This window comes from Campylobacter sp. JMF_14 EL1, from assembly GCF_027737585.1.
Taxonomy (GTDB): Bacteria; Campylobacterota; Campylobacteria; order Campylobacterales; family Campylobacteraceae; genus Campylobacter_B.
In genome coordinates, this window is sequence record NZ_JAOVTW010000002.1 from 301562 (window position 1) to 328296 (window position 26735).

The following is a 26735-nucleotide window of genomic DNA, read 5'->3' on the forward strand; positions in this document are numbered from 1 at the left end:
ATGAAAAAGTTTTTAGGTCTTTTGGCATTAGCAGGCGCAGTGACTTTTTCTGGTGCTAACACACTAGAACAAATCAAAGCGAGCAATACGCTAAGAATTGGTGTAGGTGAGCACGATGCTCCAATGAGTTCTATTTCAAAAAGTGGCAAATTTCAAGGTTTTGAAATTGAGTTGGCGAAAGAACTAGCAAAAGCTATTTTAGGTGACGGCGGTAAGGTAGAATTTGTCGCTGTTAAAGATGCTGAGCGTATGGACGCAGTAACTCAAAACAGAGTTGATTTGCTAATCCACAATTATTCAAGAACACCTGAGCGCGAGAAATCAATGGACTTTTCTATGCCTTATCTTTCAACAATGGATGCTGTTGTTACTAAAAAAGATTTAGGTGTCCAAAGACTAAGCGATTTAAGAGGTAGAAGAGTTCTAGTTGTTCCAGGCACATCAGCTGAAGTCGCTCTTAACAAAGAACCACAAATCCAACAAGTTCCTTGCTCTACATCAAAAGAGTGTTTGGATAAGCTAAGAGCTGGCGAAGCTGACGGCTATGCTAGAAAAATCACAGCAATCGCTACTATTCCTTTTGTTGATGATAGATTTGAGCTTGCTATCAAACGCATAGGAGCTATCGCTTTCAACTGCGTAGGCACTCAAAAAGGCAACCGCGATTTAATGGAAATCGTGGATAGCAAAATCCTATCTCTATCACAAGAAGGCTTCTTTGCTGATATGTATGAGCAAACTTTCGAGCTATTCTATCGTGGTGAGCTAGAAGAGAAAATGTTCGTTCTAGATGATATTTATGAAGCATTACTATAATTAGTGCTTTTTGATACTATACTTGGGCGCCTTTTTTAAGGCGCCTTTTTTTATGGCTGAAAATTTTATTTGTCTAATCTGTCATTGCGATAAAACTAAGTTTTTGAGGCAATTCAGTAAAATTCTTTAATCTCTAATTTGTCATTGCGAGGCGACGCAGTCGCCGTGGCAATCTACGAGTGAAAAATTTAAGGTCAGTATTTTTGCAAATTCACCGCAAAGAATTTTAAACTCGTAGATTGCTTCTCTTTCTACGAAAGCTCGCAATGACAAATCGGGGCAGTATTTAAAAACTTGCGGTAGCGAAAATATCGCAATGACAAATCAGGGCGAATTTACTCCACTAGCTCGCAATGACAAATCAGGGCAAATTTGGCGATTTTAAAATTTAATCTCGCTACTTGTTTGCGTATCGGCGAAATTTTGCGCTCTGCTTTTGGCTCGTTCGGTTATATCTTCTTCATAATCATACCACGAAAATGTCGCTCCGTGCTGAACCGAGCCATCGAGCAAATCCCCGCCTTGGCGGTTTTTCAAATCAATTCCTGCGACCTTAAATCCATCTAGCGTTTGCGCGAATTCTTTTAGCCTTTCTGGTGCTTGCTTTAATTTCGTGTAGAGATAGCACCAGCCCTCGCCGCCGTTTCGCCCCACGCGACCGCGCAATTGGTGAAGCGAGGCTAGTCCCATGCGCTCGGCTCCGACGATTAAGATTATGCTAAGTCTTGGTAGCGAAATGCCCACTTCTACGACGGTCGTGGTGATTAGTAGTGAGCCATTGTCGCGGAATTTCAGCAAAATTTCCTCTTTTTCCTTGTCGCGCCCGTGCGTAACATACACGCCAGAGAATTTCGCCTGCCAAAACGGCGCGGCTTCCTCGACGCTTTGGTAAATCAGCTTTTCGGATTGTTCGACGAGCGGATAGACGATGATTGCTTGATTTTCTTTGTCGATTTCGCGCTTTAAATGGCTCATAAAGCCCTCAAATCCGTCATTTTGCAAGATTAGCGTGTGGATATGTTTTTCGTAAGGCATTTGCTTTAAAAAGCTAAAATTTACAAGCTCGGATTGGATTAGCGAGAGTGTGCGCGGGATCGGCGTGGCGCTAAATTGCACGAAGTGCGCGCGATATTCGCCATACTGGGTGAGGGCGTTGATTTTTTCGCGTTGATTTGAGCCGAAGCGGTGCTGTTCATCGACCATGATGAGATTTGAGGGCGTCAAATCATGATAGAGCAGGGCGTGCGTGCCGATGACTAGGTGCGCACCCTCTAAATTTAGCGATTTCTCGCCACCTTTAACTTCCAAAATATTCATAAACTCTGGCAAAAGCCGCACCGCTTCTGCGTAAATTTGATCGGCTAAAATCGAGGTTGGCACCATTAAATAGCTGGTGCGTGGATAGTTTAGCAAGGCTGCGCCAAGGATTATTAGCGTCTTGCCCGAACCCACATCGCCCATTACCACTCTGCGCTTTGCAAGCGGGCTAGATAGGTCGGCTCTGATATCATCAAGTGCCTTTATTTGGTCGTTTGTGGGGGTAAAAGGCAGGGTGCTAAGCCACGAGGAAATGTCGTTTAAAGGGTAAATTTGCGCTTTAAAATCCATTTTTTTGGCTTTTAATTTTCTTAAATAATTATAAATTTCAACGAATTTTAAAATTTCAAGCCCGTTTTCGTTTTCTTCTAAATTTTGCACCAAACGCACGCTGTTTTGGTCGTTTTGGTGAATTTGCATTAAAAATTCAGCCTCATTTTCACCAAGCCCCTCATCAAGCAAGGCCTGCTTGGAAATGTAGCTTGAAATGAGCTTTTGCGTCGCAGCGTCCGTGAGGGCGTTTTTGTATTTGGGGATAATTTCGCCTACTTTGGTGACGATTTTGGGATTTACGAACTGCCACGCGCCGTAAGCGTTGTCGCTTTTGCCGTGGATAAACATCTGCTTGCCGATTTTAAAGACGCCGTGGTGCCAGCTTTTGGCGTTGAAGATGACGATTTTGATTTCGCACTCCCAGCTTAGGCAAAATGCGCTGATGATGAGCATGCCATTGGCGCGACGGCTTGCTGTTTTGCACTCGATCAAAACCGTGTTTTCGCCGGTGTTTGGCTCATCTTTGACGCTTAAATCATCATAGCTTTTTGGAAGTGCCAAGGCTAAATCAAGCAGTGAAAAAACGCCGATTTTAGCGAGCGTTGCGCTGTCTTTGGGGCTAAATTTCATAATTTAAAATTTGACTTTGCGACTTCTGAGCAAACCACGCAAAAGCTTAAATTTAAAATTTCAGCGTGCGAGGCGATAAATTCATTTAGCGTGCGCAAATCTAGGTTTTTCGTGCGCTCTAAATTTCGCTCAAACTCGCCAAATTCGAAGCCTTGATAGTATTCGTTGGCGCTGATATTTGCGCGCTTAAACATAGTCTCTTTTTGCAAAACTGCGCTTCCTAGGATAAATTTTTTCGCACTTTCTAGCTCGCTCTCGCTTACGCCGTTTTGGACGAAATTTGCGATTTCGGATTTGATTAGCTCGTAGGCTTTGGCTAAATTTTCGTTTTTGGTCTGCAAAAATCCCCAAAAATCGCGCTTAGACAGGTCAAAATTCGCTCTGGCATACACAGAGTATGCAAGTCCGTGTTTGACGCGGATGTTTTCCATGAGGCGTGAGCCAAATCCGCTCGAACCAAGGATAAAAAGCGCCACATTTGCGATATATTTTTCTGCGATCTCGGCGTAAAATGGCGCGCCAAAATAGATATAGGCTTGCTCGCTTTTTTGGGCGATGATTTGGGATTTGGGGGTAGAATTTGTCGCAAAAACGGGTAGTTCGCGCGCGCTTGTGGCATTAAAATTTTCTAAAATTTTGGTTATGTTTTTGCGCACAAGGCTAGCCTCATCGCTTGCGCCCTGCGCGTCGCCCACTACGAGGACATAGGCGTTTGCAAGATCAAGCGAGGCGAAAAATTCCTTGACATTTTCAAGGCTGATTTGCGCGATACTAGCCTCGTCGCCGATTAGTGGTGAGGCCAGTTTGGTGCCCAAATAAAGGCAGTTTTGCAAGCCTTGGTTTGCGATATAGTCAAATTCGCTCTTTAACATATCAATTTCGCCTAAAATTTGGGTTTTGATTTTATCTAAAATTTCATCTGTGAAATTTGGCTCTTTTAGCAAGCTATCCAGCATTTCTAGGGCAAATTCGAAGTGTTCTTTGAGCGAATTTACCTCGATTACGAAGGTCTCAAACCCTGCGTCGATATCGAAATTTATCGCATAGATATCGAGTTTTTCGTAAAATTTATTTACTCCTAGGCTCTTTGTGCCCTCATTTAGCATTTTTGCGGTGAGTTTGGCTAGGCCATTTATCTTTTCGCTCACTGCGCCACTGGCTTTGAAAACGAGCTTGAAACTCGCCACCGGCAGGGAATTTTCGATTTGTGTGAGAAAATCTACTTTGGTGTTTTTTGCCAAAATTTCGCTTTTTATCATTTATAAATCTCCAAAATATCATAGTTTGTGTTGCGTTTGGCTGGGATTTCGCCGATGTCTTTGATTAAGTTTATCATTTCGTTTGCGCTCATGCGAAAGGACGCACCAGCGGCTTTTACGACATTTTCTTCCATCATGGTCGAACCCAAATCGTTTGCACCAAATTTTAGTGCGAGTTGCCCTATGTAACTGCCTTGCGTAACCCACGAGCTTTGGATATTTTTAAAATTATCCAAAAACAGCCTTGCCACAGCTAGAAGCCTTAAATAGCGATTTGAGCTTGTTTTTTTGATTTCTGGGTATTCGGCGATTAGTTTTGTGTTTGCTGACTGAAAACTCCACGAGATAAAAGCGCGAAATCCACCCGTAATATCTTGCAAATTTCGCAGTTTTTCCCAGTGCTCGATGATTTCTTCATCTGTTTCGACCGTGCCAAACATCATCGTGGCTGTGGTTTTCATGCCTATTTCGTGGGCGGCTTTATGCACGCCTAGCCAACTGTCTGCGCCGATTTTTTTAGGCGAGATTATATCTCTAACTCTATCGCTTAAAATCTCAGCTCCGGCTCCGGGAATTGAATAAAGTCCTTTTGCTTGAAGCCTAGATAAGACTTCCTTGTGCGTTAAATTTGAAATCTTTGTGATATAATCAATCTCGATTGCAGAAAAGCCGTGAATCGTGATTTGCGGGTATTTTTGCGCTATGTGCTCCACTAGATTTTCATACCAATCGATTTTTAGTTTCGGATGAACGCCGCCTTGAAAGAGAATTTGCGTCCCGCCGATTGCGATTAGTTCGTCGATTTTCGCGTCGATTTCATCGAAGCTCAAAATATAAGCGTCTTTTTCATTGATTTTACGACAAAACGCGCAAAATTTGCAATCCACAAAGCAGATATTTGTGTAATTAATGTTGCGATCGACTACAAAAGTCGTGATTTTATCAGGGTGCAATTGCAGCTTTTTTTCATACGCCATAGCTCCAAGCTCGTGAAGCGGGGCGTTTTTTATCAAATTTAATGCCTGTGATTTAGTGATTCTACTCAAATTTAACCTTCTTTTTGATTTATTTTTCTAGTATGATTTGTCCGTCTTTGACGCCACGCACGCGCACTTTCGTGCCTTCTGCCATGTTTTTTACCTCATCGCTTTGCCATAGCGTGCCCTTGAAATAGACCATGCCCTCTTTGACATAGCCCTCGCCACTCTCGTCTAAGAAATTGTCTTTAATCTCTTCGGTTGGCTTGAAAAATTTTGATTTTAGTGGCTTTTTTAGGGCGAGCAAAAGCGCGAAAGATAGCACGAAAGAAGCTAGGATTTGCACCTCCCATGATAGCGGAAGCGCGAAGCTAAATAGCCCCACGATCAAAAATCCTGCGCCAAAAAACACAAAGGTGAAATCAAGCACCAAAAGCTCGATAATCACCAAAATAACGCCAATTATGATAAAAATAAGTGGGCTCATTGATTGTTTTCCGTGATTAAATTTTTATCCCCAGCCTTGCCTAAAAATTCGCTTAGCACAGAGAGCGAGCCGATGATTTCGCTGGTTTCATACGGTATGATGACCTTGTCCTTGCTTGCGCTTTTTGCTAGCTCGTTGAAGGCATTTACGCGACTTTGCGCGAGCAGGTATTCAGCGGCGAATTTCGACGCAGCCATAGCCATATTGATATTATCCATAGCGTGTTTTTGACCCACAGCTAGGGCGATTTGCTCGTATTTTTTCGCGTCTGCCATTCGCTCGATAGCCTCAGCTTCTAGCACTTTTTCTTGTTTTTGCGCTTCGGCTGTGCGAATAAGAGCAGCTTTTTCGGCTTCGGCTTTTAGCTCGATTGCCCGTTTTTCGCGCTCGGCTTTCATTTGCATATTCATAGCGTCTTCTATGCCTTTTGGGACTGAAATTTCAGAAATTTCGACACGCATGATTTTCACACCCCAGTTATCGGCCGCATCTCCAAGGGCGACTTGAAGTTTTGAGTTTAGTTGATCGCGGCTTGATAGGGTCTGATCTAGGCTCATTTCGCCGATTGCTGAACGAAGTGTAGTCATAGCCAAATTTGATATTGCTTTGCGATAATCCTCGACATTATAAAGCGCCATTTTGCCATTTACGATTTTCAAAAATACGATTCCATCGACCATGATATTGACATTGTCTTTGGTGATGACTTGCTGTTTTGTGATATCTACTAGCTGTTCGCGAACGCTCATTTTAGCGCGCACGCTGTCAAAAAACGGCACAATTACATGAAATCCGCCGTCTAAAACCTTGTGAAATTTACCAAGTCGCTCGATAATCATAATCTCAGATTGCGATACGATTTTGACACCAAGCTTCAAAACTAGCGCGATTAGCGCACAAATCACCACAACGGTAGCTGCGAAACCTTCCATTTTTTCTCCTAAAATTTCTAAAATTTAAATTTGGCGATTATAGCAAGTTAATGTTTAATACTAAATTTAAGATTTTTGGTAGTTTTATTTAACAAATCCAAAACACATAATTAAGCCAAATTTGGCTAAAATGCGAAGTTTTTTGAAAGGCAAAAATGGTTAGATATTATATTTTACTTCGCAATTTTCGCAACTATCGCTTGCTATTTAGCGCGGGATTTATCTGCATGTTTGGCGTGTGGTTTTCGATCGTAGGTATCGCTACGCTACTGATCGAGCTGGGCGCGCCTGTGTGGGCGATCACCGCTGTGGGCGTGGTGTCATTTATACCAAATATATTTTTAGCCCCGATTAACGGCATTATCGTGGATAAATTTCGCCCAAAACCCCTAATGGTGAGCATGTTCGCCATAGAGATTGTGACGATTTTCATGCTGATTTTTATCAATGATTTGGCGTATTTGTGGCTACTTTTGGGTATCGTCGTGGTGCGAAGCGTGGCTGGGACGCTCTTTTATCAAACCGAGTCTTCGACCCTGCCGAAATTTCTACCAAAGCCGTATTTGAAGCTAGCAAACGAGCTAACTAGCATTAGCTGGACGATTACTTATACCCTTGGTATGGCGCTAGCTGGGGTGTTTATACATTATTTTGGGGTTAGAGCGGCGTTTATTTTGGATTTTTGTTTGTATGTTTTTTCGTTTTTTATCCTAATTCGCCTAAATTTTAAAGATATTGCAGGAAGTAGCACGCAAGGCGCGATAAAAATGCTAAAAGAGGGCTTTACTTACATACGCTCGCGCCCTTTGGTGGTGCATTTAATCGTAATTCACGCCTTTGTGGCGGTTACGACTTATGATAATCTCATCGCGTTACTAGCGAAATTTGAGTATAAAGAAATCCTAAGCGCGTCGCTGGTGATTGGGCTGATGAATATGGCGCGCTCAGCCGCGGCGTTTTTTGGGCAGATGTGGCTGACGCGTATCGTAAATTTGAAACGGTATTTTTGGATTTTGCTAGGGCAGGGCGGTGGAATCATGCTTTGGGCGGCGTTGGAGTTTAATTACTGGCTTTCGTTTATCGGTATTGTGATGGCTGGATTTTTTATCACGACGGTGTGGTCGTATTCTTTCACGCAACTCCAAAGCCATGTCGATAGGGAGTTTTTCGGGCGGGTGATCGCGTATAACGATATGGCGTATTTCATCGTGGCAACTCTGACCTCAGCGGCTATCGGTGCGCTGTATTCGCTAGGGCTGGCGCTGTGGCAGATAACATTTCTAATGGGATTTATGTTTATAATCGCTGCGGTGTATTATAAATTTATCGTGTATGATAGGTATCTAAGCAAGGAGTGAGGTTTGATGCTTTGTCGTTGCGAGCGAGTGTAACGAGCGTGGCAATCCAGGGAAATTTATATAGAATTTATTAAAATTTATTTGAATTTCCCTGGATTGCTTCGTCGCTGTTAAAACAGCTCCTCGCAATGACAATAGCGAGCAAATTTGCCTAATTTGTCATTGCGAGAGCCGAAAGGCTCGAAGCAATCCAGTAAAATTTAAATTCAAAATTCAACCTAAATTTAGCATTGAATTATTTTTTGAATTTAACCTGTGCCGTGAAATTCCTTGTAAGGGGGAGGGCGCGCTTTTTAGGAGACGCTACCCTCCCCCTTACCAACCCCCACCCCTGTAAAACCTTAGAAGTGGCTAAATTTTAAAAAGCGTTGCTTTTTAAAATTTAGCTGGTTTTATTTTTCGTTACGGCTTCGCCGTGCTGGATTGCCACGGCGACTGCATCGCCTCGCAATGACACGAATCATAGCGTTCGGTTATTTTTAATTTGCTATAATTTTAGATTATTAAATTTAACAATCAATAGGCGCAAAAATGGTGAAATTTTTACAAAAACACAAGAAAAAATTTATTTATAGTATTTGTGGGATTGGCGCGTTTTACACGCTTTTTGGCTTTTTTGGCGTGCCGCTTCTCATCGAAAAAGCAGTTCCAAAAATCCTAGAAAACGAGGCAAATTTCAGCGTTAAAAGCGCGAAATTTAACCCCTTTACCTACGAGCTAAACATCACAGCTCCCTCGCTTTCGACTTTCAAACCGCTATTTTCGGCCGAGAAAATCGATGTCAAGCTGAAATTTGGCGAGCTGTTTAACAAAACCATAGATATCCAAACCCTGCGCCTGCAAAGCCCTAAAATCAGCATTTCGCGCGAAAATAACGGCTCGTTTAATTTCGAGAGCCTTTATGCTAATAGCGAGAGCGAAAAAAGCGACGAAAATTCGAGCATAAATGTCAAGCTGGATAATTTCAAAATCGAAAACGGCGGAGTTTTTTACGAAGATTTGAGCCTAGAAAGACCCTTTAAAATCGAGCTTGGTAGCTTAAACTACGAAATTGCTGGCCTAAATTTGGCTAGCAATTCTATCGGAAACCACGATTTTAACGCCTCTTCGCAGACTTTCGATAATATCTTTCACTCAGGCTCAATCAGCCTAAATCCGCTTAAAATCGAGGGAAATTTAAGCGTAGAAAATCTCAAAATCAATCCGTTTTGGTTATCGTTTTTGGACATAAAAGACCTTAATCTACTCGGTGGAAAAATCAGCGCAAATGCCCTTTATGAGGTGATTTTGGACGAGGAAATCGCGCTAAATTTGAAAAAAAGCAAAATCGCACTAAACGACCTTGCCCTGCTTGCTAGTCAAAATTTAATCAAATCGGAGCAAATTTCGCTTGCAAATATCGATTTTGACGCCAAATTTGGCCGAAATTTAGCCGCCACTTTGGGCACTGGTGAAATCACGCTTAAAAATAATGATTTTCTAAGCGCAGAAAATAACGCGAGTTTGGGCGAATTTAGGGCTTTTGATTTTGGTTTAAAATTTGGCTTGGAGGGCGAAAATTTGGGCTTAAATGCGAATTTAGACAAGATAAATTTAAGCGAGTGCAAATTTAACGATAGCCTAATAAATTTAAGCGCAAATGGTGGCGAAATTTCGCAAATCAGCGCAAATTTTAGGGGCGAAAACAACGCCTCCAAAACAGAGGCAAAAGTCGCAAAAATCGAAATTTTGCCACTAAATTTAGCCTTGGCGAAATTTGACAAAATAAATTTGGCAAATTTAAGCGCAAATGATTTTAGCTTCCAAATGGGCGAAAAAGGTTCAAATTTGGCCCTAAATTCGGCCAAATTTGGCGAATTTGACCTAGCTAATAAAAACGAAAAATTTAGCGGAATTAAAAATTTAAGCGTGCAAAAACTAAGCTTTGCCCTAGATAAACTTGCCCTAAATATCGACAAAATCGGCATTGACGCGCCGTTTTTTAACTCAGAGATTAGCGAAGAGGGCGCAAAAAGCATAAACGATTTAAGCGTGATTTCTTACGCGCCTAGCAAGGCAAAAAATGCGAAATTTAGGCAAAATTTATTAGCTCAGATACACTCGCTCGCCCCAGAGGGAAATTTCACGCAAAATAGCGAAAATAACGGCTCCACGCGCAGTATTTCACCAGCCAAAAATGAGCCAAAATTTAGCTTTGCTATCGCGCAAATCACGCTAAATGGCGGCCACGCGAAAATCACAGAGAGCTTCGTAGCCCCACAGATGACCCACAACCTCGCTAAAATTGACGCTAGCGTGCAAAATCTATCTAGCAATTTTAGCGCCCCTTTTAGCGCCAAAGCAAGCGTCGCAAGCGATGAAATAGGCGCCAACGCAACCTCGAAAATCACCATAAATCCGCTAAACTTAGAAATTGATTTTGATGTCGCTCACCCTGATTTGCGCAAAGCGAACCCGTATTTGGAGCAGTTTTTAAACGCAAAAATCGCAAGCGGTAGCGCAAATTTAAAAGGAAATTTCAAATTTAGCGATAAATTCGCGCTAAATGCTGAAATTTCGGGCAAAAATTTGGCCCTAAACGACGCAAAAGGGGCGAAAGTTTTTAGCATAAATAGCGCAAAAGTGGGCGCACTAAGCCTAAATGAGAGCAAGATTGATATCAAAAATATCGCCATAAACGCCCCTTACGCGAAAATCCATATCGCCAAAAACGGCGAGATAAACCTAGCCAAACTAGCCAAAACTTCGCCAAAATCCACAAGCAAACCAGCCTCCAAATCGCCCGCACCAAAAGCCCAAACAGGTGGGCAAAAAGGCGCTTTTGGCGTAAATATTTCAAATGTGAGCGTGCAAAACGGCTCGTTTAATTTCATCGACGATACGCTCTTTATGCCACTAAATATCACGGTCTCCAAAATCAAAACTACAATAGATAAAATCAGCGACAAATCCCAAGCAAACCTCAAATTTAACGGCCTTGTGGGCAAAAGTGGCTTAGGGCAAATAGCGCTAAAAGCCTATCCTTTCGCGCCAGAGCAAAAAAGCGATATTAGCGTGGTTTTAAAAGATGTCGCACTCAGTGATATCACCCCATACAGTGCGAAATTCGTGGGCTATGAGATAAAAAGTGGCAAGAGCAATTTAAAGCTAAATTATAAAATCAACGCCTCCAAACTAAACGCCACAAACGATATAAACCTCGATAATCTCGTGCTTGGCGAAAAGGTTGAGAGTAAAGACGCGCTGGATTTGCCGCTGGATTTAGCGATTTCGATTCTCAAAGACAGCGACGGCCAAATCAATGTCAGCCTGCCAATCAGCGGGAATCTAAACGATCCGAAATTTAGCTTTGGTGGCGTGATTGTGGGGGCTGTGACAAAGCTATTTAGCGATATCGTGCTAAGTCCGTTTAGGTTTTTGGGCAAAATCGCTGGAATCGATACTGCCTCGCTTGATGGGATCGATTTCGAGCCTGCTAGTAGCGAGATTTTGATCAGCGAAAACGAAAAAATCGAGAATCTTGCCACGATTGCAAAATCAAAGCCAGAAATCAAAATCACCCTAACCCCAGCATATAACGAGAAGCTCGATACTAGGGCGTTTAAGCTCGTCACGCTAAACGAAAATATAGACAGGGTAATGCTAAAAGAAAATCTCTCATCTGACGCTGCGATTGCGAGCCTAAGGGCGAAACACCGCATAAAAGAGGGTGGCGAAGAGGGGTTTGAAAAACTCATACAGGCGCAAAAATTCACAACCTCGCGTTTGGAGAATTTAGCCGTCGCGCGCGCTAAATCCGTGCAAAGCGCGCTTGCGAATTTGGGCGTCTCAGACTCACAAATCGTGATTAAAAAGCCTGCAAATGTCAGCGCGAAGCAAGATAGCTTCATCAGCGTCGGCCTTGGCGTAGAGAAGTGAAATTTAAAATTTCGTAATTGCAAGAGAAATGCGAAACATTTCCGTAAAAATAAGATCAGCTAAATTTAGAAAAACGCAGTTTTTTCTAAATTTAGCCACCTTAAAAGCGTCGTCGGGGGTTGGGGGTTTGTAAGGGGGAAGGGGCGCGACCTCGCAATTCAAGCCCCCTTCCCCCTTACGAGAAAAGCACGGCGCAGGTTAAATTCAAAAAATCGTTCAATGCTAAATTTAGGTTGAATTATTTTTTAAATTTTAGGCAAAATTTTGAAATTCTTCGTAAGGGGGAGGGCGCGCTTTTTAGGAGACGCTACCCTCCCCTTTACCAACCCCCACCCCTGTAAAACCTTAGAAGTGGTTAAATTTAGAAAAACTTCGTTTTTCTAAATTTAGCTGGTTTTATTTTTCGGAAATACTTCGCATTTCTTTGCGCTATAAATTAATCACAACACAATTCAGAAATAAGCTAAATTTGGCTATACTACGCCAAATTTTTACAAATTCAGAAAGGGTTAAAATGGTTAGGATTGGTATCCACGGCGGCAGCGGTAGAATGGGAAGTATGATTTATGAGTGTCTGAAAAACTACGAAAACGCGGTAGTTAGCGCGATTTATACTATCGAGGAGCTATCATACAGCCCCAAATGCGTAATCACGGACGATTTGGCGAAGTTTTTTGATTCTTGCGATGTGGTGATTGATTTTACCATTAGAGATGGGGCGATAAATTTATTAAAATTCGCCCAAACTCACCCAAAACCCCTTGTCATCGGCACTACTGCCCTAGGCGATGAGGGCGAAGCACTGCTAAAAGAGTGCGCGCAAAAAATGCCAGTTTTTCACGCGACAAATATGAGCCTTGGCGTGGCTGTGCTAAACAAGCTCGTAAATCTAGCTAGCAAGGCTTTGCGCGATTTTGATTGCGAAATAGTCGAAATGCACCACAAACACAAAAAAGACGCCCCAAGTGGCACAGCTATGACACTAGCCACTACTGCTGCAAATGCGCGAGATTTAGATATCAAAAAAGTGCGAGTTAGCGGGCGCGACGGGCTAATCGGCGAAAGAAGCAAAGACGAAATCGCTGTCATGGCGCTTCGCGGTGGCGATATCGTCGGACGCCACACGGTAGGGTTTTACAACGAGGGCGAGTATATCGAGCTAAACCATACCGCCACGAGCCGTGCAACCTTCGCCAATGGCGCGATTAAAGCTGGAATTTGGCTTGCCACACAAAAAAATGGCCTTTATAGCATAAATGATTGTTTAGGATTTTAAAATGTGTGCGATAGTAGGAGTTATAAATTCAGCCAATGCGGCTAAAACGGCGGTTTATGGGCTATTTTCGATGCAGCACCGTGGCCAAGAGGCAAGCGGAGTAAGTGCTAATCACAACCACCATATAAACACGGTAAAAGGTCAAGGACTAGTAACTAAAATTTTCACCCCACAAGCCCTTGAAATTTTAAAGGGAAATAGCGCTATTGGCCACAATCGCTACTCCACAGCGGGCAACGAGAGTATCCACGACGCGCAACCAATCTCCGCTAAATACGCCCTAGGCGAAATTTCAATCGTGCATAATGGAAATTTGATAAACAAAGATAGCGTTAGATCTGAGCTAATCGCCGAGGGAGCGATATTTCAGTCAAATATGGACACAGAAAATATCTTGCATTTAATCGCTAGAAGCAAAGAAAAAAAATTGCAAAACCGCATAATCGAGGCTGTGAAAAAATGCGCTGGAGCGTATTCGCTTCTGATTTTAAGTCGTAGCAAAATGTTTGCCCTGCGCGATCCGCACGGTGTAAGGCCTCTTAGTATCGGAAGACTCGGCGATGGCGGATATATCGTAGCGAGCGAGACATGCGCCTTTGATTTGGTGGGAGCGGAGTTTATACGAGATGTGAAGCCCGGCGAAATGGTAATTTTCGAAGAGGGCAAAGATGAGATAAAATCGCTTCAAATTTTCGAAGAGGTTGATCCTAGAATTTGCGCGTTTGAATACATATATTTCGCCCGCCCAGACAGCACGGTCGAGGGCAAAAATGTCTATAATATCCGCAAAAAACTAGGCGCAGTTTTGGCCGAAAAATGCAAAAATATCAAGGCTGATTTTGTCGTCCCTGTCCCAGATAGTGGCGTGCCAGCGGCTTTGGGATACTCGGCTGCAAGTGGCGTGCCTTTTGAGCTGGCAATCGTGAGAAATCACTATGTGGGGCGCACCTTTATCGAGCCGACACAAGAAATGCGAAATTTAAAGGTCAAACTCAAACTAAACCCTATGAGCGAGGTTTTGAAAGACAAAAGCATAGTCGTCATCGACGATAGTATCGTGCGAGGCACAACTAGCAAAAAAATCGTCGAGCTTCTGCGCCACGCTGGGGCGAGGGAGATTCACATGTGTATCGCAAGCCCAGAAATCAAACACCCAGATAGATACGGCATAGACACGCCAAGCTACGCCGAGCTAATCAGCGCAAACAAAAGCACCGAAGAGGTGCGCGAGTATATCGGCGCGGACAGCCTGACATTTCTAAGCATAAATGAGCTTGTCGGCGCGCTAGGAGATGAGCGAAAATATTCGCTAATCAGTTTTGACGGAGATTATTTTATAAAGGAGTAAAAATGCCAATCATCAATATCCACCTAACCAAACCAGCCCCAAGCAAGGAGCTACAAGACAAAATCGCTGGTGAAATCACCAAAACAATGGTCGAAAACCTGGGCAAGGTGCCAAGTCGCGTGGTCGTGAAATTCGAATACGACGAGGCTGAAAATTTCTATTTCGGTGGCGAAAGCGTCGCAGATATGCGCAAAAAGGCGCAAAATGGCTGAGACTACATTTAGCGCAGAGGATTTAGCGCGCAAAATCACGCTTGCTAAGGGCGATATGGCGCCAAATTTCGCCCTAGAAAACGCCGATGGCGTGCAAATTCGCCTAAGCGATTTTATCGGCAAAAGGGTCGTTTTGTATTTTTATCCTAAGGATAATACGCCGGGTTGCACCACCGAGGCGTGCGAATTTAGCGAGCTTTGGGATAAATTTATCGCCGAGGACGCCCTGATTATAGGCATTAGCCCAGATAGTGTGAAATCACACGCCAGCTTTATCGCCAAAGCTAGCCTGCGCCATATCTTGCTAAGCGACCACGAACGCGAAGTCGCCAAGGCTTACGGCGTGCTTCAAGTGCGCAAAAACTACGGGCGCGAGTATCTAGGGATCGTGCGCTCGACATTTCTCATCGGCAAAGACGGCAAAATCGAAAAAGTCTATAAATCTGTCAAAGCCAAAGACCACGCCGCAAAGGTGCTTGGCGACATTTTGGCGCAAAAATAAACAAAATTTAAGCGCAAATTTGGGGTAAAATTTCGAAATTTAGCGAATTTCAAAATTTGCCCCTTTTTAAATTTAGCCAAAATTTAGCCGAATTTACAAGGGGAAATCAATGAAAAAATTTTTAATTTTTATCTGCGCTTTGGGGGTTTTGTGTGGCGCGCAGGGCGAAAATTTGACCAAAGAGCAAATTTTGCAAAAATACTCTGACGCAAAGCCTAGCCTTTGGGGCGAGGAATTACAGGGCGTGATTAAAAATTTCAAAACTGGCAAAAAACAAATCGCCCTCACGCTCGATCTGTGCGGAAGCAAAACGGACGATTTGGACGAGCGAATCGTGGAATTTTTAGAAAAACACAGCATAAAAGCTACATTTTTCGTAAATTTGCGCTGGATAGAGAAATTCCCGCAAAAATTCGAGCGTTTGCGCCAAAATCCAAATTTCGAAATCGAAAATCACGGCACCGCACACTCCCCAGCCTCGCTAAATGGGGCTAGCATTTACGGCATAAAGGGCACGGCGGATGCTGGCGAGCTATACGATGAAATCGCGCGAAACGCCGATTTAATCGAAAAAATCACCGGCGCACGCCCGAAATTTTACCGCTCAGGCACGGCGTATTACGACGAGTTTGCCGTGGCGCAGATTTATGATATGGGATACGCGCCCGTGGGATTTAGCGTGCTAGGAGATGCTGGGGCTACGATGAGCGCAGAAGGGGCGCGCACTGCTGTGTCTAGTGCGCATGGTGGCGACATCATCATCGCTCACGCCAACCACCCCCAAAAGCCAAGTGGCGCAGGCGTGGTGGGGGGCCTTAAAATTTTGGTTAAAAATGGCTTTGAGTTCGTGCGATTAGACGAGGTTTTGGAGTAAATTTCGCCCGTTTTGTCATTGGCAAAATTTGCGAAATATTTTGTGGCGATTCAGAGAAATTCCCTAGCCCTTGATTTGTCATTGCGAGCAAGCTTGCTTGCGTGGCAATCTACGAGCTTGAAATTCAAAAGTAAGTTTAAATTTGTGAATTTAATAAATTCGGTATCGGCGATACTGACCGAATTTGAATTTGCAAAAAAACACAAAGGAATTATATGGATATTTTAATTGTTAATTTAATTGTGGCATTTGCTTGTGCGTTGTGTATAAAATACATCGCAAATTCACAGATAAACAAATTTGCAAAAGTATTTTTTATCATCTTATTTTTGCTTTTTATTTTCTTTGGATTTTTTGTGTTTGTGTTTTTTCTGACTTTCTTATTTTTAGCATTAATCAAGAAAAAATACAGAGTTAAAATTCACAAAATAGACGAAAAAATAACTTATGAAAAAGTAGAAATTTCAAAAAATGATAAATTTTTATTTGCAAGTAAAGCCCGTTTTTTTGCTACTTTAATGGTTTTATTTTTCACTTGCGGATTTGTATTTGACGGGTTTAAGGCTGTTATCTTTTATTATGATTGTTTGATAAAAAAAGACTATAAATTTGAAATTTTAGATAATAACTACACATTAAGCGATATAGAAATAAAAAATTGGAGATGGAAAGATAGTCAAACGCTGTATATCCACAATAAACCAATAGGCAAATGGATAAATAATTGCTATATGGAATATAATCCATTTATTTCTAAAATGCTTTCTATTGAAACAGATATCAATGGTGCTTCATGCGATAGCCTACTTGGCAATAAACGAGCCAAAATTATACAGCAAACATTAAAAGAAAATCTAATAAACACCAATTTACAAGGAGCAAAAAATGAGTAGTAATTTCTCAAATTACAAAATTTGTAAATTTAAAAAATTCGGTATCACAGATAACTGATACGACCTGAAAGGAAAATTTATGGACTTAATTATAACTTTTGTATTTGCCGCTTATGTAGTAGTAAGCGTTATAATATGCGTTATTGTGGGTGCAGTTTCAAAAAGCAATAAAGCAGTGGCTATATCTGTTGCCTTGTGTGTTTTGGTGCCGTTTTACGATGTTGTTCCTACTAGGATTATCGCAAATAAATATTGCCAAATAGAGCCTAAATCCAAGATTGATAAAATTGTAGAATATCCAAAAAGTGTATATGTCAAAATTGACAACGCCAAAGTCGGTGATATAGATACTAGCTTACATTTAATAGAGGCTTTATTAGACGGAATTCATATTGAAAAAATAGCAATCGAGTGTAATAGCAAAATAACGGATAAATATAAATGCAGCAATGGAAAAGTAGAAGAAGTATATTTTGATAAAAATTCAACCCATTACACGCAATACATAAATTTAATTTCGCAATATCAAAATTTACACACCGATAAATCAGCTCAATTTCACTTTTATAGAGAAAATGAAAAGGCTATCAAAGAAGCCAAATTCAAAATAACAAAACGCAACGAAGCGGAAAAAGATAGAGATATTATCAAAAATTACAACTATTCTATAATAATAAATAAAAGTGAAAAAATCTCTGATAGTTTATTTGAAAATGCTTTTTATCATATCGTAAATGTATCTATTGTAGAAAATAAAACAGAAAAAGAGATAGCTTTTTGGAAAATGTATATTAGAAATAGAGAAGAAGCGACTTTTATTTTCCCTGAAATATTAATGCCGCATTTTACCGATGATTACCAATTTACGAATAAAGTATGTGGCAAAATACAAGAAATAGAAAAAGTCTTCGATATGGATAAATGGAGCAAAGGTTTATCTATTGATATTTATCAATAATTATTTAAAATAAAATTTTTCAATAAGGAGAAATCTAATGAATACATTAGAACAAAACATTACAGAATTCGGGCTGTTAGCCGAAATGGCTTATTTAAAGCACAATAAAATTTTTAATGAAATGAAATAAAAATGAATAATTTAGCTAAATTTAGCCCAAAAATGGGCTAAATTTAGAATTTTAGTGTTTTGACAGATAATTTGTATCGTAGTCGTTGTTGATAAAATCAGGGTTATTCATCATAGCGATGTGGAAATCGCGGGTTGATTTGATACCGCCGATGACGAGCTGGGATAGTGCGATTTTCATCTTCGAAATCGCGCGAAGCCTGTCTTTGTCATGCACGATGAGCTTGCCAATCATACTATCGTAAAATGCCGGCACGCTGTATCCCTCATACACATGGCTATCCATACGCACATTGCGCCCACCTGGGGCTATGTAGCGAGTGATTTTGCCCGGATTTGGCATGAAGCTTTTCGGATCTTCGGCTGTGATTCTGCACTCAATCGCATGTCCGCTAAATTTAATCTCATCTTGGCTAGGGAGCTTATGACCCTCGGCTACCCTTATCATTTGCTCGATCAAATCAAGCCCTGAGCGCATTTCGCTGACCGTATGCTCGACCTGCAAGCGCGTATTCATTTCGATGAAATAAAATTTCTTATCCTTGCTGTCGTATAAAAACTCAAATGTTCCCGCACTGACATAGCCAATCGCCTTAGTCGCGCGAACAGCTGTTTCTAGGAGCTTGGCGCGTGTTTCTTCATCGAGTATCACCGCTGGGCTCTCTTCGATTAGCTTTTGGTGGCGGCGTTGCATAGAGCAGTCGCGCTCGCCCACATGTAGGACATTTCCGTGCTCGTCGCCGATGACTTGAACCTCGATATGGCGCGGATTTGTGATATATTTTTCCATATACATTGTCCCGTCGCCAAACGCGCTCATAGCCTCGCTCTCAGCCGACCAAAAAAGCTTTTCTAAATCCTCTTCTTTTTCTACCACTCTCATACCGCGTCCGCCACCACCAGCGGCTGCTTTGATGATGACAGGATAGCCGATTTCTTTGGCTAGTTTGCGCGCAGCCTCGACATCGGCAATCGCGCCATCTGATCCTGGCACTACTGGGATTCCAGCTCTCATCATTACTTGCTTAGCCTTGCTTTTATCGCTCATTAGCGTCATAGCTTCAACACTTGGGCCGATAAATTTAATGCCGTGTTTAGCGCAAATTTCGACGAAATTTTGATTTTCGCTCAAAAATCCATAACCAGGGAAAATCGCATCAGCCTCTGTCAGCTCGCATGCTGTGATGATTGCGGGGATATTTAAGTAGCTATCGGTTGAGCGCGGCCCACCTATGCAAATCGCAGCATCAGCGTATTTGACATAAAGTGCGTCTTGATCGGCTGTTGAATGCACGACAATGGCCTTTTTGCCCATTTCCTGAATAGTGCGAAGTGCGCGAAGTGCTATCTCACCGCGGTTTGCGATAAGAATTTTATTTAGCTCTTTCATAGCTTTTCAACCTCAAATAGCGACATAGCGTATTCTACTGGCTGTCCGTCCTCTACTAGCGATTTGATGATACGACAATCAAACTCGGCCTCGACCTCGTTCATAATCTTCATCGCTTCGATAATGCCGATAGTATCGCCTTTATGCACAACTTGACCAGCGCTTACAAATGGGTTTGCGCCCGGGCTTGCAGCCTTGTAAAAAGTGCCAACCATAGGACTATCGATAGTATCCATGCTAGCCTTGCTAGCTGCGTGAGAGTCGCCTACGACGACATTTACAGCTGGCACAGCAGCTGGGGCGTGCGGTGCAGGTGTGGCACATGCTGTGCCGGTTTCGATATCTGCGCCGAATTTTTTAATTTCGATTTCAAAATCGTCGTTTTTAATTTTAATCTTGCTCAGAGATGATTTTTCGTCGAAGAAAGTCATCAATTCCTTAATATCTTCTTGTTTCATTTATTTCTCCTAAAAATAGAAATTCCAAAGGCGCATTTTACCTAAATTTAGTTAATTCTTACATTAAATTTAAATTTGGCGGAATTTTGTGAAATTTGAAATTGAGTAAAATTTAAAAAAGGGCGCAAAATCTGCGCCCAAGAGTTATTAATGAGTAGCGTAAATTTCAGCAATTTTCGCTTTGTCTAGACCTTTTGAAAGGGCAAGTTGTAGTAAAACCCTAGCTTTGGCAGCGTTTAGGTTATCGCTTGTCAAAAAGCCATATTTTGCGTCATCAACCTCTGCGCCAACGCTTGTTGAGCCAGAACCTGTGCGAGAAGCGCGAACTACGACAACGCCGTTTTCGCTAGCTTTTGCAAGTGCAGCTTCGACGGTTGGGAAAGGATTTCCGTTGCCCATACCAGCTAGCACGATACCTTTGGCGCCGTTTGCAACAGCAGTTTCAACGAAATCAGCGACATCTTGTGCATGAGCGAACAAAATATCAACGCGTGGAAGCTCTTTTACATCTTTGATGTTAAATACGCTATCGACTGTGTGTTTGCGAAGTGGATTCATATAGAAATTTACGATTCCGTAATTTACGGTGCCGATTTTGCCTGCGTTTGGTGAAGCAAATGTATCAACAGCAGTTGTGTTTGTTTTAGTTACTTCGCGTGCAGCGTGAATTTCATCGTTCATTACGACCATTACGCCTTTTTCGCGAGCGCTTGGATTGATTGCGACATTTACGCCGTTAAAGATATTTAGCGGGCCATCTGCGCTTAGTGAAGTGCCAGATCTCATCGCGCCAACCATTACGATAGGTTTTTTAGTTTTTACAACCAAATTTAGAAAATACGCTGTCTCTTCCATAGTGTCAGTTCCGTGAGTGATGACTACGCCATCGACATCGTTTTTCGTAAGTAGCTCATTTACGCGGTTTGCTAGTTTTAGCCAAACTTCATCGTTCATCTCTTGTGAGCCGATTTGTGAAATTTGCTCACCTTTGACATTTGCGATGTCGTTGATTTGAGGAACAGCAGCTAGCAATTCATCGACAGTTTTTGTGCCTGATGTGTAATCACCGCTAACAGCGCTATCGCCTCCACCAGCGATTGTGCCACCTGTGGCCAAAATGTAGATGTTTGGTTTAGCCGCAACTAGTGATGAAGCGATAAAAAGTGCAGCGAACGCAAATTTGCCTAAGATTTTCATCTTGTCTCCTTAAAATTTGATAAATTTCTGCATTTAATTGCAAAATTAAATTTGAATTATAGCACCAAATTTGTAAATCGTGGAATTTTATTGCTATAATGCGCGAAAAATTTTTCAGTTTAAGGATAAATATGGGACTAAAAAGCGATAAATGGATTAGAGAAATGTCGCAAAAGCACGCTATGATAGTGCCATTTGCCGAAGAGCAAGTGGGAAAAGGCGTGGTGAGCTATGGCGTATCTAGCTACGGATATGATATCAGAGTGGGAAATGAGTTTAAAATTTTCACAAATATCGGTGGCACGGTCGTCGATCCTAAGAATTTCGACGAAAAAAATGTCGTGGATTTCGTAGGCGATATCTGTATCGTCCCACCAAATTCTTTCGCGTTGGCTCGCACAATCGAGTATTTTAATATGCCTTCTGATGTGCTTGCAATCTGCCTTGGCAAAAGCACTTACGCAAGGTGCGGAATCATCGTAAATGTAACGCCTTTTGAGCCGGGATTTAAGGGGCATATCACAATCGAAATCTCAAACACAACCCCGCTTCCAGCCAAAATTTACGCAAACGAGGGAATCGCGCAGGTGCTGTTTTTGCAAGGCGATGAGCCGTGCGAAGTAACATACGCCGACAAAAAGGGCAAATACCAAGCCCAAGAGGGCATTACGCTACCAAGAATTTTAAAATAAGAGAGAAATATGAAAAATTTAGTCATAGTTGAATCACCAGCCAAAGCCAAAACGATAAAAAAATTTTTAGGCGAAGATTACGAAGTAATCGCTAGCAAAGGTCATATCCGCGACCTTCCGCAGAAAAAATTTGGCATTAAAATCGACGGCAATAAATTTAGCCCCGAATACGAAACCAGCGCGGACCACGAAGCAATCGTGTCGCAGATAAAAAATTTAGCCAAAAAGGCAGGTCAAATTTACCTAGCAACCGACGAGGATAGAGAGGGAGAGGCGATAGCATACCATATCGCAGAATCAATCGGCAAAGCCCCAACCAGCCTGCCTCGCATTGTATTTCACGAAATCACAAAAAGCGCGATTGATAACGCCATAAACTCACCACGCACGCTCGATATGAATAGCGTAAATGCCCAACAAGCGCGTCGCTTGCTAGATCGCATAGTAGGATACAAGCTAAGTCCGCTACTAAACACCAAAATCCAAAGAGGGCTAAGCGCTGGGCGCGTCCAAAGCGCGGCTTTAAAAATCATTGTCGATAAAGAGCGCGAAATAAGAGCGTTTGTGCCAGTAGAATACCACAGCATAGACGCTGTTTTTAAGAAAAAGCTAGAAGCCGAATTTGTCAAATTTAACGGCGAAAAAATGGAAAAACTATCCATAAAAACAAAGTCTGAGGCTGATAAAATTTTAAAAATTTTAAAAAGCGAAGAATTTAGCGTTAGCGCGATTGAGAGCAAATCTCGCAAAACAGCCCCAAGTGCGCCATTTATGACAAGCACACTTCAACAAGCAGCCTCAACTAGCCTTGGCTTTAATCCACGCAAGACTATGAGCCTAGCCCAGAGCCTGTATGAGGGGGTAAATACGAATTTTGGCGGTGCGATTACATATATGAGAACAGATAGTCTAAATTTAGCCAAAGAGGCCGTTGCTGCCGCACGCGATATGATCGAAAAAACCTATGGCGCGCAGTATCTGCCAAAATCGCCAAACATTTACACCACCAAATCCAAAGGCGCGCAAGAAGCCCACGAGGCGATTCGCCCTACAAACATAGCCTTTACGCCACAAATGGCAAAGGCCACACTCCCACGCGACGAAGCTAGGCTTTATACGCTGATTTATAATCGTTTCATCGCATGCCAAATGAGCGCTTCTACCTCAGATATCCAAACAATCACGATTTGTGGGGCGAGCGCTGAATTTCGCATAAGCGGGCGCAAGGTTACATTTGACGGATTTTACAAGGTTTATGGCGATTTGGATAAGGATAAAATTTTGCCAGAGCTTAAAAAAGGCGATAAAATGGAGCTTGAAAGCCTAGGAAGCGAGCAACATTTCACAGAAGCACCAGCTAGGTATTCAGAAGCTAGTTTGATTAAAAAGCTAGAAAGCCTAGGCATTGGCAGACCAAGCACTTATGCCCCAACTATCACGCTTCTAACCTCGAAAAAATATGTCGAAATCGACAAAAAACAGCTAATCCCAGCCGAGGTCGCCTTTAAAATCACCGAGGTTTTGGAGGGGCATTTTAAAAATATCGTTGATAGCAATTTCACCGCCAAAATGGAAGAAAAACTCGACGAAATCGCCGAAAATAAGGCTGATTGGCAAGAAATTTTGGCGAATTTTTACTACCCATTTATGGACGAAATCGCCAAAGGCAAGAGCGAAATCGCTAGCCAAAAAATCTCCGAACCAATCGGCGAGAAATGCCCACAATGTGGCAAAGAGTTAGTAAGGCGCGCTGGGCGTTTTGGCGAGTTTATCGCGTGTGAGGGCTATCCGAAATGCAAATACTCTCGCAATCTAGGCGAGAGCGCAGATGAGGCAAGCAAATCCGAGCCTGAAAAAATCGGCGAGAAATGCCCACAATGTGGCAAAGAGCTAGTCAAGCGCGCTGGGCGTTTTGGCGAGTTTATCGCGTGCGAGGGCTATCCGAAATGCAAATACTCTCGCCAAATCGAAGGCGCAGCCAAAGCCCCAGCCAAAAAGGCCACCAGCACCGGCGTAATCTGCCCAAAATGCGCCAAGGGCGATGTGGTCGAGAGATTTTCGCGCAGGGGGAAATTTTATGGTTGCTCGAACTATCCAAAGTGCGATTTTGTGAGCAACTACGCCGTGCTTTCGCGCAAATGCCCTGAGTGCAAAAACACCTACATGGTGCGAAAAGAGCTGAAAAAAGGCAATTTCGCCGAGTGCCCGAAATGCAAATTTAAAGAGGAAATCGAATAAACAAATTTAGCCATTGCCAAATTTGGCGTGGCTAAATTTCGAAATTTAACCAAAATGAGCGAAATTTTAATTTTAATCACGCTAGGATTTTTCATATTTACCTCGCCGTATCTAGCCAAAGTGCTAAAAATCCCAGTCTCGCCCACAGAGATAATCCTAGGCATAATCGCTGGAAATTTGGGCCTGCTTTATGCTAATCCTACCTTTGATTTCGCCTCTAAAATCGGGTTTTATTACCTTATGTTTTTGGCTGGGGCAGAGGTGGATTTTCGCTTTTTATTTAAAATTTCGCGCCAAATTTTAAAAAAATCGCTTCTGTTTTTGACTCTGCTTTATATCTTGGGCGCAATTTTGGTAGCAATTTTTGATTTGCCAAATTTAATCATCATCGCCGTGCCACTTATGAGCGTGGGACTACTCTCGACGCTGTATAAGGACTACGGCAAGGACGAAGAATGGCTCAATCTAGCCATGCTAGTAGGCGTGCTTGGCGAGATAGTGAGCATCGTAGCCCTTAGCGTGGTGGGGATTTACCTAAAAGATGGCTTTGGGGCGAGCATGCTGCTTAAAATCGGCTCGCTTGTGGGATTTATCGGCGCAATCGCGCTAGTGTTTAAGTCCCTAGAAATGGTGTTTTGGTGGTATCCGAGCCTAAAAACCATAATCATGCCACACTATGACAAAAACGAAAAAGACATACGCTTTGCTATGGCAATTTTTTGCCTAGTTTGCGCGAGCGCGTCGTGGCTAGATATCGAAATCTTTATCGCGGCCTTCATCGCGGGGGCGTTTTTGCCGACATTTTTCTCGCACAAAGAGGGTCTCGTGCCGAAGCTATCGTCGTTTGGCTTTGGCTTTATCGTGCCGATATTTTTCATACACACAGGCGCGGCGGTCGAGCTGGACGCACTGCTAATGCCCGGGGTTTTGAAATTTTGCCTGCTGCTAGCTGGGATAATGATTTTTACGAGAATTTTGTGCGCTGGGGTGTTTTGGGAGATACTGCGCGCGCGAGCAGGCGCACTTTTTGCGCTTAGCCTCTCAATGCCACTGACGCTTTTGATCGCGACTGCGACGCTGTTTTTCGAGGCAAATTTCATAAGCAAAGAGATTTATTATGCTATGATCGTCGCCTCGCTGATTGAAGCTTTGGTAGCGATGATACTGATAAATTTTATTTTTAATTATAAAAAAAGAAGTTAATTGAAAAATTGCGCAGTATCGTTGAAGCCAAAATTTTAAAAATGCAATTTAACAAACTATTATCAGATAACTTCGACTAAAATTTTCTAGAAAGAGATTTATATCTCCTTTTTATTAATTTAGTTAAAGTTATTTGTAAAATCAAAAGAGCCAAAGCTCCACCGCCCCATTTTTTATAAGTATTTCTGTAATAATCAGAGATTAAATAGTTGTAATATTCCATACGACCTTCGTATTCATATTTCATAAAATATTTGTCGTTTTTCATATACTGAATTTGCTCTAATTCTTTCGTGTATGGCTCTGTTGTTGGAAACCAAATTCTAATATCTTCTCCGATTAATTTTACATAGTTTTCAAACGGATAGTTTGAACCAGTCCCAAAATATAAAATATGTTTTGTATTATTTTTATCTATAAATTCTAATCTTCTATTAGTTTCTTTTCCGATTTTCTTATCGTTTAGTTTTAAAATTTTACCTTCTAAAACTTGCATTTCTTCTAGCTTATGTGGTGGTTTTTTATCATAAGAAGTCCAAAGAAAACCAAGTCCGTGAAAAGCGAACATAAAAAATACACAAGCAAGTAGGGTATTCATATTTTTAAAACTTTCGAGTTGCTGTTTGCTATACTCTTTACTAAGAATTTTATCTACAAAATTCATCTCTTTCCTTTCAAATTTTATTAGCAAATTCAAATTCAGTCAGTATCTGTGATACCGAATTTATTTAAATTCACAAATTTAAACTTACTTTTGAATTTTAAAATTTAGGCAACGAGTAAATTTAAAATTATAAATTCGCTTACGGCTCCTAGATAAATTTCATTTTTCATTACAAAATATAAACTTATCACCATTTTTTTAGTTTTTTATACTCATCACAAGCGAGCGCATAGCCAAGGTCGCAAGATTTGCCAAAATAATATTTGGCTCTGGTTTTATTGCGATCTGCATAGACCCCAGCGATAAAGCACGCGATTTCATGCCCCAAATCGCAGGCTTTTTGGGCGAATTCTTCGGCTTTTGCCTCGTCGCGCTCCACGCCTTTGCCGTAATAATACGCCTCGCTTAGCCTCGCGCAAGCCAAAGCTTTGCCGTGCTCATTGCACCAAATTTCATTGAGGCTCAAATTTCCAAAATGATAAGAGCCATTTTTATCACCGACCCTATCCACCCACAATCGTATCGCCTCATGGCATTTGTTTAAATTTTAAAATTCTGCAAAATACTGACCCTGTAATTGATTTAAAATTTGATTGACATAAAAATTTAATTGATTTAAAAAAGCATAAAGAATAAAAACAAAGTCCGCAACGACCTACTTTCCCGACATCCGAGTAACGGAGAGTATCATCAGCCATGATGAGCTTAGCTTCTTGGTTCGGTATGGAGCAAGG

At 42.0% G+C, this 26735-nt stretch carries 24 protein-coding genes; 13 read left to right on the forward strand and 11 right to left on the reverse strand.

Translation table 11 applies throughout. The features are described 5' to 3' along the window. A complete protein-coding gene (locus tag OFN73_RS05030; RefSeq protein ID WP_270862500.1) occupies positions 1–816 on the forward strand; it encodes a transporter substrate-binding domain-containing protein in 816 nt (271 codons plus the stop codon). A gap of 381 nt (positions 817–1197) precedes the next feature. Here OFN73_RS05030 and recG read toward each other — a convergent pair whose 3' ends face one another. From recG to OFN73_RS05055, 5 genes are read right to left on the reverse strand one after another with little or no spacing between them, the layout of a single operon-like run. Then, on the reverse strand, positions 1198–3036 hold the full coding sequence (recG, locus tag OFN73_RS05035) for an ATP-dependent DNA helicase RecG (protein ID WP_270862501.1): 1839 nt from the start codon (positions 3034–3036) through the stop codon (positions 1198–1200). Then, on the reverse strand, positions 3033–4295 hold the full coding sequence (locus tag OFN73_RS05040; RefSeq protein WP_270862502.1) for a M16 family metallopeptidase: 1263 nt from the start codon (positions 4293–4295) through the stop codon (positions 3033–3035). Before OFN73_RS05040 ends, recG begins: the two co-directional genes overlap by 4 nt. Then, positions 4292–5341, reverse strand: coding sequence for a dehypoxanthine futalosine cyclase (locus OFN73_RS05045; protein WP_270862503.1), 1050 nt, complete (start codon positions 5339–5341; stop codon positions 4292–4294). The genes OFN73_RS05040 and OFN73_RS05045 overlap by 4 nt, the downstream gene beginning before the upstream one ends. Positions 5342–5360: 19 nt before the next feature. Beyond that, positions 5361–5759 (reverse strand): NfeD family protein, encoded by a 399-nt coding sequence (locus OFN73_RS05050; RefSeq protein WP_270858836.1) that lies wholly within the window; start codon positions 5757–5759, stop codon positions 5361–5363. Next, the gene (locus tag OFN73_RS05055; RefSeq protein WP_270858837.1) at positions 5756–6691 is read right to left on the reverse strand and encodes an SPFH domain-containing protein; all 936 of its coding nucleotides are present in this window, start codon (positions 6689–6691) and stop codon (positions 5756–5758) included. Before OFN73_RS05055 ends, OFN73_RS05050 begins: the two co-directional genes overlap by 4 nt. Positions 6692–6846: 155 nt before the next feature. On the opposite strand from OFN73_RS05055, the gene OFN73_RS05060 reads away from it, so the two are divergent. From OFN73_RS05060 to OFN73_RS05100, 9 genes are all read left to right on the forward strand, one after another. Then, positions 6847–8049: an MFS transporter gene (locus OFN73_RS05060; protein ID WP_270858838.1), complete on the forward strand. Its 1203-nt coding sequence runs from the start codon at positions 6847–6849 to the stop codon at positions 8047–8049. A gap of 531 nt (positions 8050–8580) precedes the next feature. Beyond that, on the forward strand, positions 8581–11967 hold the full coding sequence (locus OFN73_RS05065; RefSeq protein ID WP_270862504.1) for a DUF748 domain-containing protein: 3387 nt from the start codon (positions 8581–8583) through the stop codon (positions 11965–11967). Between the two features lie 514 nt (positions 11968–12481). Further along, on the forward strand, positions 12482–13243 hold the full coding sequence (gene dapB, locus OFN73_RS05070; RefSeq protein WP_270862505.1) for a 4-hydroxy-tetrahydrodipicolinate reductase: 762 nt from the start codon (positions 12482–12484) through the stop codon (positions 13241–13243). Position 13244: 1 nt separating this feature from the next. Further along, positions 13245–14591: an amidophosphoribosyltransferase gene (purF, locus tag OFN73_RS05075; protein ID WP_270862506.1), complete on the forward strand. Its 1347-nt coding sequence runs from the start codon at positions 13245–13247 to the stop codon at positions 14589–14591. Positions 14592–14593: 2 nt separating this feature from the next. Continuing rightward, positions 14594–14803, forward strand: a complete 210-nt coding sequence (locus OFN73_RS05080; protein ID WP_270862507.1) for a tautomerase family protein — start codon at positions 14594–14596, stop codon at positions 14801–14803. 34 nt (positions 14804–14837) lie between these two features. Beyond that, the gene (gene bcp / locus OFN73_RS05085) at positions 14838–15305 is read left to right on the forward strand and encodes a thioredoxin-dependent thiol peroxidase (RefSeq protein WP_270862530.1); all 468 of its coding nucleotides are present in this window, start codon (positions 14838–14840) and stop codon (positions 15303–15305) included. A gap of 109 nt (positions 15306–15414) precedes the next feature. Then, positions 15415–16179, forward strand: a complete 765-nt coding sequence (locus tag OFN73_RS05090) for a polysaccharide deacetylase family protein (RefSeq protein ID WP_270862508.1) — start codon at positions 15415–15417, stop codon at positions 16177–16179. Between the two features lie 215 nt (positions 16180–16394). Further along, a complete protein-coding gene (locus OFN73_RS05095; RefSeq protein WP_270862509.1) occupies positions 16395–17072 on the forward strand; it encodes a hypothetical protein in 678 nt (225 codons plus the stop codon). A gap of 79 nt (positions 17073–17151) precedes the next feature. After that, positions 17152–18030 (forward strand): hypothetical protein, encoded by an 879-nt coding sequence (locus tag OFN73_RS05100; protein WP_270862510.1) that lies wholly within the window; start codon positions 17152–17154, stop codon positions 18028–18030. Between the two features lie 181 nt (positions 18031–18211). Here OFN73_RS05100 and OFN73_RS05105 read toward each other — a convergent pair whose 3' ends face one another. The 3 genes from OFN73_RS05105 to OFN73_RS05115 all read right to left on the reverse strand — a co-directional run bounded on the left by OFN73_RS05105 (position 18212) and on the right by OFN73_RS05115 (position 21204). After that, positions 18212–19549, reverse strand: a complete 1338-nt coding sequence (locus tag OFN73_RS05105) for an acetyl-CoA carboxylase biotin carboxylase subunit (RefSeq protein WP_270862511.1) — start codon at positions 19547–19549, stop codon at positions 18212–18214. Continuing rightward, positions 19546–20007 (reverse strand): acetyl-CoA carboxylase biotin carboxyl carrier protein, encoded by a 462-nt coding sequence (accB, locus tag OFN73_RS05110; protein WP_270862512.1) that lies wholly within the window; start codon positions 20005–20007, stop codon positions 19546–19548. The genes OFN73_RS05105 and accB overlap by 4 nt, the downstream gene beginning before the upstream one ends. Before the next feature lie 147 nt (positions 20008–20154). After that, positions 20155–21204, reverse strand: coding sequence for a type II asparaginase (locus tag OFN73_RS05115; RefSeq protein ID WP_270862513.1), 1050 nt, complete (start codon positions 21202–21204; stop codon positions 20155–20157). Between the two features lie 131 nt (positions 21205–21335). On the opposite strand from OFN73_RS05115, the gene dcd reads away from it, so the two are divergent. The 3 genes from dcd to OFN73_RS05130 are packed head-to-tail and all read left to right on the forward strand — an operon-like array spanning position 21336 to position 25337. Then, entirely contained in the window at positions 21336–21896 is a 561-nt protein-coding gene (gene dcd / locus OFN73_RS05120; protein ID WP_270859947.1) for a dCTP deaminase, read from the forward strand. Between the two features lie 9 nt (positions 21897–21905). Further along, entirely contained in the window at positions 21906–24134 is a 2229-nt protein-coding gene (gene topA / locus OFN73_RS05125; protein ID WP_270862514.1) for a type I DNA topoisomerase, read from the forward strand. Positions 24135–24188: 54 nt separating this feature from the next. After that, entirely contained in the window at positions 24189–25337 is a 1149-nt protein-coding gene (locus OFN73_RS05130) for a cation:proton antiporter (protein WP_270862515.1), read from the forward strand. Positions 25338–25413: 76 nt separating this feature from the next. On the opposite strand, the gene OFN73_RS05135 is transcribed toward OFN73_RS05130, so the two are convergent. The 3 genes from OFN73_RS05135 to OFN73_RS05145 all read right to left on the reverse strand — a co-directional run. Next, positions 25414–26001, reverse strand: coding sequence for a hypothetical protein (locus tag OFN73_RS05135; protein ID WP_270862516.1), 588 nt, complete (start codon positions 25999–26001; stop codon positions 25414–25416). Between the two features lie 187 nt (positions 26002–26188). Further along, the gene (locus OFN73_RS05140; protein ID WP_270862517.1) at positions 26189–26512 is read right to left on the reverse strand and encodes a tetratricopeptide repeat protein; all 324 of its coding nucleotides are present in this window, start codon (positions 26510–26512) and stop codon (positions 26189–26191) included. Between the two features lie 16 nt (positions 26513–26528). Continuing rightward, the coding region (locus tag OFN73_RS05145; protein ID WP_270862518.1) for a hypothetical protein at positions 26529–26735 on the reverse strand (207 nt) is incomplete at its 5' end.